Source organism: Cellulomonas sp. A375-1 (assembly GCF_001040865.1).
Taxonomy (GTDB): Bacteria; Actinomycetota; Actinomycetes; order Actinomycetales; family Cellulomonadaceae; genus Cellulomonas; species Cellulomonas gelida.
Genome location: NZ_LFKW01000153.1, coordinates 99315 through 114713 on the forward strand (window position 1 = coordinate 99315; position 15399 = coordinate 114713).

Annotated in this window: 14 protein-coding genes; 8 read left to right on the forward strand and 6 right to left on the reverse strand. The window is 73.5% G+C overall.

The window, feature by feature from the left end:
• The coding region (locus tag CWIS_RS19125; protein ID WP_048344519.1) for an aldehyde dehydrogenase family protein at positions 1–878 on the forward strand (878 nt) is incomplete at its 5' end.
• Between the two features lie 66 nt (positions 879–944).
• Positions 945–1784, forward strand: coding sequence for a class I SAM-dependent methyltransferase (locus CWIS_RS16825; protein ID WP_082156567.1), 840 nt, complete (start codon positions 945–947; stop codon positions 1782–1784).
• Positions 1785–1831: 47 nt separating this feature from the next.
• On the opposite strand, the gene CWIS_RS16830 is transcribed toward CWIS_RS16825, so the two are convergent.
• The gene (locus CWIS_RS16830; protein WP_048344477.1) at positions 1832–2365 is read right to left on the reverse strand and encodes a DinB family protein; all 534 of its coding nucleotides are present in this window, start codon (positions 2363–2365) and stop codon (positions 1832–1834) included.
• A gap of 227 nt (positions 2366–2592) precedes the next feature.
• Between CWIS_RS16830 and CWIS_RS16835 the strand changes: the two genes are divergently transcribed.
• Positions 2593–4572, forward strand: a complete 1980-nt coding sequence (locus CWIS_RS16835; protein WP_053071804.1) for an ABC transporter ATP-binding protein — start codon at positions 2593–2595, stop codon at positions 4570–4572.
• Positions 4569–6425 (forward strand): ABC transporter ATP-binding protein, encoded by a 1857-nt coding sequence (locus tag CWIS_RS16840; protein ID WP_048344478.1) that lies wholly within the window; start codon positions 4569–4571, stop codon positions 6423–6425. Before CWIS_RS16835 ends, CWIS_RS16840 begins: the two co-directional genes overlap by 4 nt.
• Positions 6426–6465: 40 nt before the next feature.
• Here the strand turns inward: CWIS_RS16840 and CWIS_RS16845 are convergent, their stop codons facing one another.
• The 3 genes from CWIS_RS16845 to CWIS_RS16855 form a co-directional block, all read right to left on the reverse strand.
• Positions 6466–6738, reverse strand: a complete 273-nt coding sequence (locus CWIS_RS16845; protein ID WP_048344479.1) for a Rho termination factor N-terminal domain-containing protein — start codon at positions 6736–6738, stop codon at positions 6466–6468.
• A 90-nt stretch (positions 6739–6828) separates the two neighbouring features.
• The gene (locus CWIS_RS16850; protein WP_048344480.1) at positions 6829–7878 is read right to left on the reverse strand and encodes a zinc-dependent alcohol dehydrogenase family protein; all 1050 of its coding nucleotides are present in this window, start codon (positions 7876–7878) and stop codon (positions 6829–6831) included.
• Positions 7879–8247: 369 nt separating this feature from the next.
• Positions 8248–10170: a glycoside hydrolase family 11 protein gene (locus CWIS_RS16855; protein ID WP_304413447.1), complete on the reverse strand. Its 1923-nt coding sequence runs from the start codon at positions 10168–10170 to the stop codon at positions 8248–8250.
• A gap of 483 nt (positions 10171–10653) precedes the next feature.
• On the opposite strand from CWIS_RS16855, the gene CWIS_RS16860 reads away from it, so the two are divergent.
• Positions 10654–11082 carry a helix-turn-helix domain-containing protein gene (locus CWIS_RS16860; RefSeq protein ID WP_082156565.1) on the forward strand — a complete coding sequence of 143 codons (429 nt, stop codon included), beginning with the start codon at positions 10654–10656 and terminating at the stop codon, positions 11080–11082.
• A 224-nt stretch (positions 11083–11306) separates the two neighbouring features.
• On the opposite strand, the gene CWIS_RS16865 is transcribed toward CWIS_RS16860, so the two are convergent.
• Together CWIS_RS16865 and CWIS_RS16870 are read right to left on the reverse strand one after the other, a co-directional pair.
• Positions 11307–11906, reverse strand: a complete 600-nt coding sequence (locus CWIS_RS16865; RefSeq protein ID WP_048344482.1) for a ClpP family protease — start codon at positions 11904–11906, stop codon at positions 11307–11309.
• Positions 11903–12529 (reverse strand): ClpP family protease, encoded by a 627-nt coding sequence (locus CWIS_RS16870; protein WP_048344483.1) that lies wholly within the window; start codon positions 12527–12529, stop codon positions 11903–11905. The genes CWIS_RS16865 and CWIS_RS16870 overlap by 4 nt, the downstream gene beginning before the upstream one ends.
• A 221-nt stretch (positions 12530–12750) precedes the next feature.
• Here CWIS_RS16870 and CWIS_RS16875 point away from each other — a divergent pair, with 221 nt between their 5' ends.
• The 3 genes from CWIS_RS16875 (at position 12751) to CWIS_RS16885 (ending at position 15217) form a co-directional block, all read left to right on the forward strand.
• On the forward strand, positions 12751–13161 hold the full coding sequence (locus CWIS_RS16875; RefSeq protein WP_048344484.1) for an NUDIX domain-containing protein: 411 nt from the start codon (positions 12751–12753) through the stop codon (positions 13159–13161).
• A 42-nt stretch (positions 13162–13203) separates the two neighbouring features.
• Positions 13204–13503: an antibiotic biosynthesis monooxygenase gene (locus CWIS_RS16880; RefSeq protein WP_048344485.1), complete on the forward strand. Its 300-nt coding sequence runs from the start codon at positions 13204–13206 to the stop codon at positions 13501–13503.
• 118 nt (positions 13504–13621) lie between these two features.
• Complete coding sequence (locus tag CWIS_RS16885) at positions 13622–15217, forward strand: Tat pathway signal sequence domain protein (RefSeq protein WP_231583974.1); 1596 nt, start codon at positions 13622–13624, stop codon at positions 15215–15217.
• The last annotated feature ends 182 nt before the right edge of the window (positions 15218–15399 follow it).

Consider the following 15399-nt stretch of genomic DNA (forward strand, 5'->3'; position numbering starts at 1 on the left):
TCGTCGAGCACGCGCTGGCACCCGCGCTGGGCGGTGCCGGGCTGCCCGACGGTGCGATCAGCCTGGTCACGAGCCGTGAGCGCTCGGCGGGCTGGGCGCTGTTCTCCGACCGTCGCCTGTCGCTCGCGGTCGTGCGCGGCTCGGGCGCCGCGGTCGCGCAGCTCGCGGCGGTCGCGCGCCAGGCGGGCACGCCGGTGAGCGCGCACGGCACGGGCGGCGCTTGGCTCGTCGCCGACCCGTCGGCGGACGCCGCGCGGTTCTCCGCCGTGGTGCGGCACTCGCTGGACCGCAAGGTCTGCAACACGCTCAACGTCGCGGCGATCCCGCGCTCGCGGGCCGCCGAGCTGGTCCCCGTGCTCCTGGCCGCCGCCGACGAGGCCGCCGACGCACGCGGGACGGTCGCGCGCGTGCACGTCGTCGCGGGCAGCGAGCAGTGGCTGCCCGCGGGTGAGCTCGAGCGCACGATCGACGTGCACCGGGCCGAGGGTGTCGTCGCGGAGCCGCGGGCGAGCGTGCTCGCGTCCGACGAGCTGGGCCGCGAGTGGGAGTGGGAGAACACCCCTGAGCTCAGCGTGGTCGTCGTCGAGGACGTCGCGGAGGCCGTCGCGCTGTTCAACGCGTACTCGCCGCGGTTCGTCGCCTCCCTCGTCGGGACCGACGCCGCCGCGTGGGACGCGTTCCTCGGCGCGGTCGACGCACCGTTCGTCGGCGACGGGTTCACGCGGTGGGTCGACGGGCAGTACGCGCTCGACCAGCCCGAGCTGGGCCTGTCGAACTGGGAGCACGGCCGCCTGCTCGGCCGCGCGGGCGTGCTGACGGGCGCCGACCTGACGACCCGTCGCCTCGTCGCGCGCACGGCCACCGACCAGCACCGCTGACCACGAGCCCGGCGAGGGCGCTATTCGCGTTGACCGCGGCGCGGTCGCGTGACGATCGTCGGGCGCATGACCACTGCGCAGGACGCGACGTCAGACCCTGGGCCGGGCTCTGCGCCGGACCGTGCACCGGACCGCGCACCTGACCACGCACCGGACCCCGTCGCCGACGGCTGGGACGACGAGGCGGCGGCCTCCTACGACACTCCCGGCCAGGGCATGTTCGCGCCCGAGCTGCTCGACGCGACGGTCGATCGTCTCGCGCAGCTCGCCGACGGCGGCCGCGCGCTCGAGCTCGCGATCGGGACCGGGCGGGTCGCCGTGCCACTCGCGCGGCGCGGCGTGCCCGTGGCGGGCATCGACTACTCCCCGGCGATGGTCGCCAGGCTGCGCGCCAAGCTCGACCACGGCACGCTGCCGGTCGTCGTCGGGGACATGACGAGCGTGCGGGTCCCGGGTCCGTTCTCGCTGGTGTACGTCGTCTACAACTCCCTGTCGAACCTGCTCACGCAGGACGCGCAGGTCGCGTGCTTCCGCAACGCGGCGGCGCACCTCGCGCCGGGTGGGCGGTTCGTCGTGGAGCTGTGGGTGCCCGAGCTGCGCGCGCTCCCGCCGGGGAAGGGCGCCACGGTGTTCGGGACCGCGCCGGGCTATCTCGGCGTCGACACGTACGACTGCCTCGACCAGCAGGTCGTCTCGCACCACGTGTGGTTCGGCGACGAGCACGCCCAGCCCGCCAGGCAGGCGCGGATCGGCACGAGCCGCCACCGGTACGTGTGGCCGGCGGAGCTCGACCTCATGGGCCAGCTCGCGGGGTTCACGCTGGAGAGCCGGCACGCGGACTGGTCGGGCGCGCCGTTCACCGCCGAGTCGCCCTCGCACGTCTCGGTGTACCGCCTCGTCCGCTGACCGGCTCGTGCCCGGTGCCCCGCCGCGCGTCGGCCGGCGGGCGGCCCTCACTCGCCCGTGAGGCCGTCGATCGACTCGCGGATGAGGTCGGCGTGACCGTTGTGGCGCGCGTACTCCTCGACCAGGTGCACGAGGATCCAGCGCAGGGAGATCTCCGCGTCGGTCTGCCGGTCGCGGCGGGCTGCGACCGCGTCGAGCCCGCGCGTGCGCAGCACCTGTCCGACGAGCTCGTCGGACCGGTCCACCGCCGCCAGGTACCGCCGCCGCAGCTCGTCGGGCGCCAGCGTCGCCGCGACCGTCCACTCCCAGTCCTGGTCGGCGGCCCAGTCGACCGACGCCCAGGGCTCCGCCGGCGGGTTGCCGTGCAGCACCACGCTGCACCAGATGTCCTCGACGTAGGCGAGGTGGTGGAGCAGCCCGCCGAGCGTCATGGTCGACGGCTCGAGCCTCGTGGCGAGCTGGGCCGCGTCCAGGCCGTCCGCCTTGGTCAGCAGAGTGCGGCGGTGGAAGTCGACGAAGCCCAGCAGGATCGCGGCTTCGTCGCCCGTTGTCGGCGGGTCGGTGCGCTCGGTCGTGATCATCCGCCGAGGGTAGGGCTCCGCGCCGACATCGGGAGGTCGCTGGACGACCTGGCGGGCACGGCCAAGGCCAGGAGGGCCGACCGGGCGCGGCTGAGTGGCGGGGACCGACCGGGCACGGCCGACCGCCACAGCGCGGGCTGCGGTCGCGATGTGGAATTGGGGTAGCGGCACGATCGCCCGATGCGGGAGCGTTCCCATCAACGGTCGACGACGACGCACGGGGAGCCATGGGACAGGTCGGGACGGGTCCAGGATCAGCAGCGGGTACGAGCTCCGGCTCGGACGGTGGAGCGGCGCGCACGCCGTGGCGGTTCGCGCGGGAGCGCTGGTCGCAGCGCCGGTTCGCCGCGCGTCAGCTGGGCGAGCTGCGGCCGTACGCCGGCCGCGGGCTCGTCGCGGGGACCGTCGCGGTGCACCTGGTCGCGGGGCTGGCACCCGTCGCGTTCATGCTGGGCACGGGGCTCGCGCTGCGCGACCTCGGCAGCGACGCGGCCGTCGGGTGGCTCGCGCTCGCCGCGGGCGCGTTCCTCGTCCAGCAGCTCGTCGCGCCCGTGCAGCTCGTGCTCTCGCGCCGGGTGCAGCGTCGTGTCGACGCGGCGTGCATCGAGCGGCTCGCGTCGTTCTCGCTGCGGGGCGCGTCTCTCGCCGGGCTCGAGCGGCCCGAGGTCGCGGACCGGCTGAGCCAGGCCGACGAGGCGTTCGAGCAGTGGACCCTCACGCCCGGGGCCGCGGTCGAGGGCGCGCTCGCGCTCACCGCGCGCTACACGCAGCTCGTCGGCTCGCTCGTCGTCCTGACGTGGGCCGCCGGACCGTGGGCGGCGCTCGCGGGTGCGCTCGTCGCGCTCGTCGCGCGTCTCGGCCAGACCGAGGCGTTCCACCGGTGGGGCGCCGTGGTGCGCTCGCTCGCGCCCCTGCGGCGCCGCGCGAACTACGTGCGTGAGCTCGCGACCGGCACACGCGCCGCGAAGGAGATCCGCACGCTCGGGCTCGTCGACTGGCTCGACGAGCGGTACGTCGCCGAGAACCGCGCGGTCCTCGACACGCTGTGGACGCGCCGCCGGGCCGTGTACGGCGCGCCGTTCCTCGTCTACACGCTGGCCGCGCTCGCCGGGTCGGTGGTCGCCCTGCTCGTCGTGGCGCGCGCGGACGTGGACGTCGCGGCGGTCAGCGTCGCGGTCCAGGCCCTGATCCTGTGCGGGCGGTTCGGTGTGATCTTCCCCGAGTCGGACGTGAAGCTGGTCTACGGCCGCAGCGCGTGGCAGGCGCTGCTCGAGCTCGAGGACATCGCGCGCCGCACCGGGCCCGCACCGGCCGCCGCCCGGCCGGGCACCACGCTCGCGCCGCAGCGCACGGTCGCGCTCGACGACGTGCGGTTCGGGTACACCCCGGAGCGAGCCGTGCTCGACGGCCTCGACCTCGAGCTGCCCGTCGGCACGTCGACCGCCCTGATCGGCGTCAACGGCGCGGGCAAGACGACCCTCGTCAAGCTGCTCACCGGCATGTACACCCCGATCGCGGGTGCGGTACGGGTCGACGGCACGGACCTGCGCACGCTCGACGTCGACGCCTGGCAGGCCGCGTTCGCCATCACGTTCCAGGACTACCTGCGCTACGAGCTGCCGCTGCGCGAGAACGTCGCGATGGCCGCGATCGCGCACCGCGACGACGACGAGGGCATCCGCGCCGAGCTCGAACGCGTCGGGCTCGGGTCGTTGCTCGCCGAGCTGCCCGACGGTCTGGACACGCCGCTCACGCGCGCGCTGCCCGGCGGTCGGGACCTGTCCGGCGGGCAGTGGCAGCGCCTCGCGCTGGCCCGGTCCTTGTTCGCGGTGCGGCACGGTGCGTCCGTGCTCGTCCTCGACGAGCCGACCGCGCAGCTCGACGCGCGCGGCGAGGCCGAGTTCTACGACACGTTCCTCGAGCTCACGCGCGGTGTCACGAGCCTGGTCATCTCCCACCGGTTCTCCACGGTCCGGCGGGCCGACCGGATCGTCGTCCTCGACGGCGGTCGCGTCACGGAGGCGGGGACGCACGACGAGCTCGTCGCGGCCGGCGGCCAGTACGCGCGGATGTTCGACGTCCAGGCACGGCGCTTCGCGGCGGATGCCGCCGACGAGCACCCTCGCGGCACGGTCCCGCGCGATGACGAGCCCGGTGACGACGAGGGTGCGACCGCCGGCGCGGGCGCCACGGGAGGTGTGCGATGAGGGACGTGGCGTTCTGCCTGCGCAGGCTGCTGGGCATCGCGTGGCGCCTGGACCGTCGCCGCTTCGTCGTCGGCGCGGGCCTGCTGCTGCTCGGTGCGATCGCGACGCCCGTCGTCGCGATCGGCGCCGGGCGGCTCGTCGACCAGGTGGTCGCCGGGGACGTCTCCGGGGCGAGCGCGTGGGCGCTCGTCGTGGCCGTCGCGCTCACCGGTGACCTGATGCTCGGCCACTTCGCGCACCTCTACTACTTCGAGCTCGCGGAGCAGACCGAGGAGCACTTCAACCGCGAGCTGCTGCGGCTCGTCAACGGCGGCGACCACCTGGACCGCACCGACGACCCAGCGTTCGCGGACCGCGCCGACCTGCTCCGCCAGGACGTCATGCAGATGCGCGCGACGGTCCAGACGGGCCTGCAGCTCGGCGCGACCGCGGTGCAGGTGCTGCTCACCGCCGCGGTGCTCGCGACCGTCTCGCCGTGGCTGCTCGTCCTCGCGGCGTTCGCGGTGGCGCCCGTGGTGCTCGGCCGCCGCGCCGAGTCCGGGCTGCAGCAGGTCCGCGAGGAGCAGGCGGCGACGACCCGCTCGATCCGCTCGCTGCGCCGGCTCGCCACGAGCCCCGCGTCCCAGAAGGAGATCCGGCTCGGCGGCGGCACCGACTTCCTCCTCGCACGGCAGCGTGCGCTGCTCGACACCTACGACGACGCGATGGGTCGCGCCGACACGCGCTACGCCCTCCTGCGGGCGGCTGGGCAGCTCGTGTTCGGCGTCGCGTACGTCGCCGCGGTGCTCGGGGCGTTCTGGCTCGCCCGCGAGGGGCGCGCGAGCGTCGGCCAGGTGGTCCTGACGATCACGCTCGCCACCCAGCTCTCCGTGCAGATGTCCGCGGGGATCGAGATGCTCGGGTCGGTGCACCGCGCCGCCGCGGGGCTGCGTCGGTTCCTCGCGCTCGAGTTCGAGGTCGCCGCCGAGCGGCACGTCCCTGCGGCCGCCGTGCCGTCCACCAGCACGCTCGGAGGAACGGCCGCCGGCGCGCCCGCGGACCACGCGGCGGACTCGCGCACCGACCTCCCCGCTGACCTGTCCGACGGCATCCGCCTGGAGGGCGTCACCTTCCGCTACCCGGGCACGGACGCCACCGTGCTCGACGCGGTCGACCTGCACCTGCCCGCCGGGACGTCGGTCGCGCTCGTCGGTGAGAACGGCGCCGGCAAGTCGACGCTGCTCAAGCTGCTGGCCGGCCTCTACCGGCCCACGGCGGGCCGGGTGCTCGTCGGCGGCGCGGACCTGGCGACAGTCGTGCCGGCGCGGTGGCGCGAACGCACAGCGGCGCTCTACCAGGACTTCGCGCGCGTCGAGCTCACGTTGCAGCACAGCGTGGGGATCGGCCGGCTCGCGGACGTGGACGACGAGGCCGCGGTGGCCGGTGCCGTGGGCCGAGCGGACGTCGGCGAGCTCGCGGACGCGCTCGCACCGCAGGACGTCGTCGGGACCGGGTACGCGCCCGGGCGCGACCTGTCCGGCGGTCAGTGGCAGAGCCTGGGCTTCGCGCGCACGCTCATGCGCGAGGACCCCGAGCTGCTGGTCCTCGACGAGCCTGCGTCCGCGCTGGACGCGCTCGCCGAGCAGCGCCTCGTCGATGCGTACCAGGCCACGGCGGCGCAGGTCGCCGCGACCGTCGGCGGGGTCACGGTGTTCGTCACGCACCGGCTGTCGACGGTCCGGCTCGCCGACCGGATCGTCGTGCTGGATGCCGGGCGCGTGGTCGAGCACGGCACGCACGCCGAGCTCGTCGCGGCCGACGGTCCTTACGCGGGCCTGTGGGCGCTGCAGTCCCGCGCGTACGCGAGCTCGTGACCGTCAGGCAGGACGATGACCGTCAAGCAGGACGAGCTCGTCAGTGGTGGCGCAGGGCGTCGACGAGCTGGGACTTGGTCATGCTCGAGCGGCCGTCGATCTCGAGCTCGGACGCACGCTTGCGCAGGTCCTTGACCGTCCAGTCGTCGTACGAGCCCGACTCGCCGCCCTTCTTGCCGACCGCCGAGCGGCCACGCGCGGCGGCCGCGTTCGCGATGCGCGCCGACTTCTCCTTGCTGTTGCCCTCGTCGCGGAGCGTCTCGTAGAGCTCCTTGTCCTTCACGCTCGGACCGGGATCGCGTCGTTCAGGCACGGTGCGCCTCCTCGTCGTCGGGCCTGCCCTGGGCCTCCTGCCGAGGCTAGGCACGGGTCCGACGAGGGTGCATCCCGAACGGCGCGCGGGTCAGGGGCGCAGGAGGACCTTCGTGGCGCGGCGCTCGTCCATCGCGGCGTACGCCTCGGCGACCTCGGCCAGCGGGAGCTCCAGGTCGAACACGACGCCCGGCTGCAGGCGGCCGTCGAGCACCTCCGGCAGCAGCTCCTCGATGTAGTTGCGCACGGACGCCACGCCGCCGCGCACCCCGACGTTCGTGTCGAACATCGTCCGAACCGGCAGCTCCGGACCGCCCGCGGGTACGCCGACGAACCCGACCTGCCCGCCCGGCCGCGCCGAGCGCAGCGCCTGGTCCATCGACTCCTTGGTGCCGACGCACTCGAGCACCACGTCCGGGCCGATCCCGCCGAACATCTCCTTGAGCCGCGCGACGCCCTCGTCGCCGCGCTCCGGCACGACGTCCGTCGCGCCGAGCCTGCGCGCGAGCTCCTGGCGGGTCTCGTGCCGGGACATCGCGACGACCCGCGAGGCCCCCAGACGCTTCGCGGCGAGCACCGCGCACAGACCCACGGCGCCGTCACCGACGACCGCGACGGTCGACCCCTCGCGCACACCGCCCTGCAGCGCCGCGTGGTGACCCGTGCCCATCACGTCGGACAGCGTCAGCAGGTGGGGGATCAGCTCGTCGGACGGCTGCCCGGGGACGACGACGAGCGTGCCGTCGGCCAGCGGGGCGCGCACGCGCTCGCCCTGCCCGCCGTCGGCCGAGCTCCCGGTCCCGTCGTGGCTGCCCCACCAGCCGCCGTGCAGGCACGACGTGCTCACGCCGTTGCGGCAGTTCTCGCACGTGCTGTCGCACACGTAGAACGGGGCGATGACGAAGTCGCCGACCTGCAGCGTCGTGACCTGCGCGCCGATCTCCTCGACGACGCCGACGTACTCGTGACCCATGCGCACCGGCTCGGGGACGTCCTCGATGCCCCGGTACCGCCACAGGTCGGAGCCGCACACGCACGCGGCGACGACGCGCACGACCGCGTCCGTCGGGTGCTGGATCACCGGGTCGGGAACCTCCTCGATCCGGACGTCCCGGGCCCCGTGGATCACCGTCGCGCGCATGGTCGTTCTCTCCTGTCGTCGTGCTCGGTCTGTTCCGTGAGCTCGGCCGGTTCCGTGAGCTCGGTCTGTTCCGTGAGCTCGGCCGGTTCCGTGAGCTTGGTCTGCTCCCGTGAGCTCCATCAGCTCCGTCACCGTGTCCAATCTACGAGACCAGACCCGGGACCCCGGGCACCGGGCGGTCGCTGCGTCGCGCGCGTGGGCCTCGCCCGCAGGACGGGGCGCGGCCGTCGTGCCGGGCAAGGGGCCGATGTCGGCCACGCACGACGAGGGCCGCGGTGCCTGGTGGCTGCCGCGGCCCTCGTCGTTCTGTCGTGCCTCGTCGTCCCGTGGTGCGATCAGGACCCCTGCTCGATCAGGTCGTCCGGTTGATCATCTCGGGGTGCAGGACGCACCGGGTGTCGACGAGTTACCTCCTGAGTAGAACGTCACCCCGAAGCTCGAGCTGCCGCTCGACGTGAAGGTGTTGCCGCTGCGCGTCGCGTTCCAGGAGTTCTGGATCGACTGACCCGAGCCCGGGTTCACGGTCACGGACCAGTTCGACGCACCGGAGACCGTGTACGTCACGTTGAACCGGTCGGACCACGACTCGGCCCGCGTCGCGGTGACGGTGCAGCTGCCACCGGTGTTCCCGCCGGTGTTGCCACCCGTGTTGCCGCCCGTGTTGCCGCCCGTGTTCCCACCGGTGTTACCGCCCGTGTTCCCACCCGTGGACGGTGCGACGGCACGTCCGGTGCTCGGCGAGATCGTGCCGGTGCACAGGTTGCGCGACTTGAGGTCCTGCAGGATGCCCGGCAGGGCCTGGACGGTCGCCGCCGGCCAGTCGTGCATCAGGATGATCTGGCCGTTCTGCAGCTGGCTGGCGGCCTGGCGGATCTGCGACGAGCTCGCGTTGTTCCAGTCCTGCGAGTCGACGTCCCAGATGATCTCCCGTAGCCCGAGCGCGCTCTCGACCGAATTCAGCGTCGAGTTCGTCTCGCCGTACGGCGGCCGGAAGAGCTGGGGCGTGACGCCCGCCGTCTGCTGGATCGCCTGCTGGGTGCGGCTGAGCTGCGACTGGACGTCGTTGTAGCTCATGTTGATCAGGTGCGGGTGGTCCCAGGAGTGGTTCCCGATCGTCAGGCCCGCGTTCTTGTACGCCTGCATGAGCGAGGCGTTGTTCTGCGCGTTCTGGCCGGTCGGGAAGACCGTCGCGGTGGCGCCGTTGCCCGTGAGGGTGTTGATGAGCTGGGTCGAGGTGCCGGAGTTCGGGCCGTCGTCGAACGTCAGCCCGACGTAGCCCGCGGTGCAGGTCCACCCGTTGCCGCCGCCGGTGTTCCCACCGGTGTTCCCACCCGTGTTACCGCCGGTGTTCCCTCCCGTGTTGCCGCCCGTGTTGCCTCCGGTCGAGCCGGACGCCGTGCAGCTCGCTGACGGGATCGACGTGTTCCCGCCCGAGTAGTACGTGACGCCGAAGCTCTGGTTGCCGTTCGAGGTGAACGTGTTCCCGTTGCGGGTGGCGTTCCAGGAGTTCTGGATCGACTGACCCGAGCCCGGGTTGACGGTCACGGACCAGCTCGACGCGCCCGAGACCGTGTACGTGACGTTGAACCGGTCGGACCACGACTCGGCGGCGGTCGCGGTCACCGTGCAGCCGTTCGAGCCGGTGTTCCCACCGGTGTTGCCACCCGTGTTCCCGCCGGTGTTGCCGCCCGTGTTCCCACCCGACGAGCCCTCGGACACGGTGACGTTCGACGAGCCCGAGGACTGGTACCCCTCGGTCGCGAGGATCTGGTAGTCGTGCGAGCCCAGGTTCATGCCCTTGGACGCCCACGCGTCGAAGTGGTTGCCGGCCGTGATGGTGCCGCCCGTGCGCTTCTGCTGCCGCACCGACCAGTACTGGTAGAACGTCGACGTGCCCTCGATCGACGGCTGGTTGACGCGCTGCGTCCGGTAGATGTCATAGGTGCCGCCGTCCGAGTTGACGGTCCCCATGAACGTCCCGGTGGGGCGGTACGTGCCCCAGTTGTCGACGATGTAGTACTCGATCAGCGGACCCCGGGTCCACCCGTACAACGTGAGGTACGCGTTGCCCGACGGGTTGAACTGGCCCGAGTAGGACACCGCGCGTCGGGTGCCGGTCTGCCAGCCCTTGCCGGCGACGAAGTTGCCGGTGTTGGACCACTGGGTCGAGTAGTTGCCGCCCGAGCCGAGGTCCATCGAGACGGTGCCCTGCGAGTCGGTCCAGAACGAGTAGTAGTACCCGTTGTTCGTGCCGGTCGAGTTCGACGAGATCGCCGAGGCGGGCGTCGCCATCGCCACACCGGTGGCGGCGAAGACAGCGGCTGTCCCCATGGCCAGCCAGGCGCGCAGCGTTCGACGACCATGTCGCCGCCCGCGCAGAGAGAAACTTTCGGACACTGGTGCACTCCTTGGTGCGGGTTCGGCCGCGCTCCGCCACCCCGCACGGGGACGAAGCACGGGCCCGGCGGATCGCCGGGCTGCCACGGTCTTCGCCCAGGTCCACACGTGGGGACGGGGTGTAAACCGTTATCGAGAGAGTCTGCGCGCGGGGTGGGCGCCTCCGGAACGGCGACCGACGAGTGCGAACCGATTAGCGGGGCATGGAACCGGTTGCGCGTCCACTCTGTCGAAAGTTGCGGCCCGTCCAGGTGGCGCGGCGGTGGCCGAAGACGGCGACGGCTCGCAGTCGCGGTGGCGCTCGACGTGGCTCGCCGTGGCGGTCTGCTGTGAGCGGAACGGCGGTGCGCGCGGTGGTGGCGCGGTTAGCGTCGGCTCATGGGAGCGGAGACGACGCGAGTGCTGCACGGTGTGCCATCGCCGCGGGCGAACGCCTGGCGACGCCCGCTGCGGTGGCGGGACGCACTCGGCGCAGTGCTGCGTGAGCGGCGCCTGGACGCCGGGCTCCGGCTCTCCGACGTGTCCGCGCGGGCCGGTGTCTCCACCCAGTACCTGTCCGAGATCGAGCGCGGCCGCAAGGAGCCCTCGTCGGAGGTGCTCGCCGCGGTGACCACCGCGCTCGACCTGTCGCTGGCCGACCTGGCACTGCGCGTCGCCGACCTGCTGGCACCCCGCGCGGGCACGACGACCGCGCCCCGACCCGTGGTCGTCCTGGACCTCACGTCGTCGCGAGGCGCGACCAGCGCCGCCGCGACCGTGCGCTCGGCTCCCGCGGCGTCGCGGGCCGTCACGCTGCTCGCCGCCTGAGCGCCCGGCCGACTGCCCCGCGCCGGCGTGGCCGGAGCCGGGCTGGCCGGAGTCGGGCTGGGAGGAGCCGGGCTGGCCGGAGTCGGGCTGGGAGGAGCCGGACTGGCGGGAGTCGGTCGGCCCGCGCCGGGTCGGTGGGAGCGGGCCGGTCGGCGTCGGGTTGGTGGGAGGCGGTCGGTCGGGTCGGGCTGGTGGGGTCGGGTGGTCAGCGCGGGTGCGGGCGCTCAGGCGGCGGTGCGGCGCAGGGCGTCGCGGTCGATGACCTGGTCGGCCAGGCCGTACTCGACCGCCTGGTGCGCGGTGAGGACGAGCGCGCGATCCGTGTCCCGGCGCAACGTCTCGACCGACCGGCCCGTGTGCCGCGCGAGCACCTCCTCGAGCTCCGACCGCACGCGGACGATCTCGTCGGCCGCGAGGATCAGGTCCGGCACGTCGCCGCGGGCCTGCGTCCCGGGCTGGTGGAGCACGACGCGCGCGTGCGCCAGCATCGACCGCTGCCCGGCGGCGCCGCCTGCGAACAGCACTGCGGCGTCCGCGGCGGCCCGGCCCACGCACGTCGTCGTGACCACGGGCCGCACGTACTGCATCGCGTCGTAGATCGCGAGCATCGCGGACGGCGACCCGCCCGGCGAGTTCACGTACAGGTCGATCCGGCCGTCGGGGTCTGCCGACTCCAGGTGCAGGAGCTGCGCGACGACGACGTTCGCGACCTCGTCGTCGATCGGCGAACCGAGGTACACGATGCGGTCCGCCAGCAGCCACGAGTACACGTCGAGCGAGCGCTCGCCGCCGGGGACCTTCTGCGTGACGTAGGGGATGATCACCGCGCACCCCCGGGCACCGCGCCGAAGCCCGTGGGGGTGCCGAACCACGGCAGCACCTGCGCCACGTCGTCGACCACGCGGTCCACGAACCCGTACGCGAGCGCCTCGCCGGCCGTGAACCAGCGGTCGCGCTGCGAGTCCTCGGTCACGCGCTCGATGGGCTGGCCCGTGTCGGCGGCGATGAGCCCCAGGACCGTGTCGCGCGTGTGGCGCAGGTCGTCGGCCTGCAGCTCGACGTCCACGGCGCTCCCGCCGATCCCCGCCGACCCCTGGTGCAGCAGCACCCGCGCGTGCGGCAGCGCGGCTCGCTTGCCGCGAGCGCCCGACGACAGCAGGAACTGGCCCGCGCTCGCGGCCCACCCGATCGCGACCGTCGCCACGTCGCACGGCACCAGGTCCATGACGTCGCGGATCGCGAGCATCGCGGGGACCGAGCCGCCGGGGGAGTTGATCAGCAGCGTGATGTCGCGGTGCGGGTCCTCGGCCGCGAGCACCAGGAGCGCTGAGCACAGGCGGTTGCCCAGCGGCTCGTCGAGCGCGGTGCCCATGAGCAGCACCCGCTGGTGCAGGAGGCGTTGCGCCAGCACCTCGTCGTACTCGGCCCTCGTCGTCGTCTCGCTCATGCCGCCACGTTCGCAGCCCGACGCGCCCGCGGGGCTCGCCTCCTGCCCACGGCAGATCTGCCCACGGCGGGACGACCGACGTGCGACGGCCGGGTGAGACGACCGAGGTGCGGAGGCTGGGGTGCGGAGGCTGAGGTGCAGAGGCTGCGGAGGCTGAGGCGGAGGCCGAGGCGGGTGCCTCGGGGCAGCCGTCCTTGGGGCGGAACCTACGATGGCTGACCGTGACGGACGACGTGATCGAGGTGAGCGCGGTGGTTCTGCGCTCGCCCGCGGGCGAGGTGCTGACCGTGCGCAAGCGCGGGACGGCGAGGTTCATGCTCCCCGGCGGCAAGCCCGAGCCCGGTGAGACGCGCGCGCAGACCGCGTTGCGCGAGTGCGCCGAGGAGGTCGGCGTCGAGCTCGAGCCCGACGAGCTGCGGGAGCTCGGCACCTTCACCGCCGCGGCCGCCAACGAGGCCGGGTGGAGCGTCCGCGGGACGGTCTTCGTCCACCCCGCGGTCGTCGCCCCGTCGCCCTCGGGCGAGATCGCCGAGCTGCGGTGGCTCGACCCGACGGCCGACCCGCTCCCCGCCGACCTCGCACCCCTGCTCGAGCACCAGGTGCTTCCCGCCCTGCGCGCACAGGTGTCGTGACGCCGTCCGCGCCGACGCCGGACGACGTGCTAGGAAGTCCACGTGATCCTGGAGCACGCGGTACTGGACGTCGTCGCTGGTAGGCAGGACGAGTACGAGGCGGCGTTCGACGAGGCTCGGCACCTCATCGCCGGCATGCCGGGGTTCCGGTCGCTGCGGCTCGAGCGCTGCCTCGAGGTGCCGACCCGCTACCTGCTCCTCGTCGAGTGGGACTCGGTCGAGGCGCACACCGTCGGCTTCCGCGGTTCGCCGCAGTACGGGCGCTGGCGTGACCTGCTGCACGAGTTCTACGACCCGTTCCCCACGGTCGAGCACTACCGCACGGTGCTGCCCTCGGCCTGACCCGGGCCAGCCGTGTGCGGCGTTCCCTTTGTCGCGATCTTCCCTTTCGATGACACGTGTCACTACCCTGAGCGCGGGTTGCAGAGTCGCAGCCGCACCGCCGTCGGAGGGACCCGCGATGACGAACGACCCGCACGCTGGCACGGACGAGCGCTGGACGACGACCGGGACCCCCTCGGCCGCCGCGCCCCCGGCCACCCGCCCCGCAGCCCATGCGCACGGATCCGCAGGCAGCTATGCCGGGCCCGGGTCGCTGGGCTCGGCCGCTGTGCTGGGCCGCCGCTCGTTCCTGGCGCTCTCCGGCGCGGCGGTCGCCGTCGCCGTCGGTGCGAGCGGGGCGATCGCCGGTGGCGGAACGCCCGTCGTCGCGAGCGGGACCGGCCGCCGCGCGGGTGCGCTCGCGGGCTCGCTGAGCTCCCACCCCAAGCCCGGCGGGCACGGCGGACCGGGCCACGGTGCGTCGGCGCAGCGCTTGGCGGTCGCGTTCCTCCAGGCCGCGGCCGACGCCTACCCGACGCTCAACACCGGCCCGCGCCTCGCCCAGTCCTATGCGGACGAGCTCGGGCTGTTCAGCACTGCGTTCGTCTACGACAACGCGCTCGCCATCCTCGCGCTGCTCGCCGACGGTCGTCGCGCGTCGCTCGCCACCGCCAAGGCGTTGGGCGACGGCCTGGTCTACGCGCAGGAGCACGACCCCGCCTTCGACGACGGCCGGCTGCGCCAGGGCTACAACGTCGGGCCGTACACCTTCTACGACGGCAACCCCCAGCCGTATGGCTTCGTCCTGCCCGACGGCAACGCCAACATCGGCTGGCAGTTCGGGTTCCTGGGGACGGCCGTCGGCGACATGGCGTGGCCCGGTCTGGCCCTCGCGCAGCTCTACGGCGCCACGCGTGAGCGCCGCTACCGCGACGCGGCTGTGCGGATCGGCGAGTGGATCACGACGAACACGTGGTCGACAAAGCCCCTCGGTGGTTTCTCGTTCGGCGTCGACGGGGCCGACAACCCTGTGCCCAACGGGTCGACCGAGCACAACATCGACTGCATCGCGTTCTTCGCGATCCTGCGCACGATCACCCGGGACAAGAAGTGGACCAAGGCCGCCGCGCACGCCCGCGCGTTCGTCGACCGGATGTGGTCCCGCGCCGACGGGTGGTTCTGGACAGGGACCAACGACGGCATCGAGATCAACCGCTCGCCCGTCCCGCTCGACCCCGCGACGTGGAGCTGGCTCGCGCTGCGCGAGCGCAAGTACGCGGGCGCTCTCGACTGGGCCGGTCGCGCGCTCGCCACGACCGACGATGCCGCTGCGGCCACGTCGCAGCTCCCCGACGGTGAGCGGATCTCGGGTGTCACGTTCTCCACGGCGAGCCTGACCTCGACCGCGCAGTACAACGGCATCACCGTCCACCCGCAGGGGGTGTGGCTCGAGGGCACCGGGCAGCTCGCGACGTCGCTCGCCGACCGGTGCGGCCGCGGCGACGAGCGCTCGGTGCGTGCGCTGCTCGGTCAGATCCGCCACGCGCAGGACGTGCTCGGCGTCGGCCAGCACCTCGGCGGCGTCGAGGTGTCGGGTGGTGTGGTCGCGGCGTCGTCCCTGCTCGACACCGGGTTCGGCTTCGGCTACTTCCAGGTGCAGCACGTGGGCGCGACGTCGTGGTTCGTCTTCGCCTCCACCGGCACGAACCCGATGCGCTGGGGCGGGCTGCGCTGAGCAGCGGCTGACGGCAGGCGTTCCGCCGCCACGCTCGCCCAGCAGCGCCGGGGACGGGGGAGCGTGGCGGCGAACCCTGCTCGCGACGCGTCGGCGTGCGGCTAAGGCTGAGTGCAAGCTCTGGGGCGTGGGCACGCGGGGTGGGCGCGCGGCGAGGCGTGGGCGCGCGGGGTGGGCGCGCG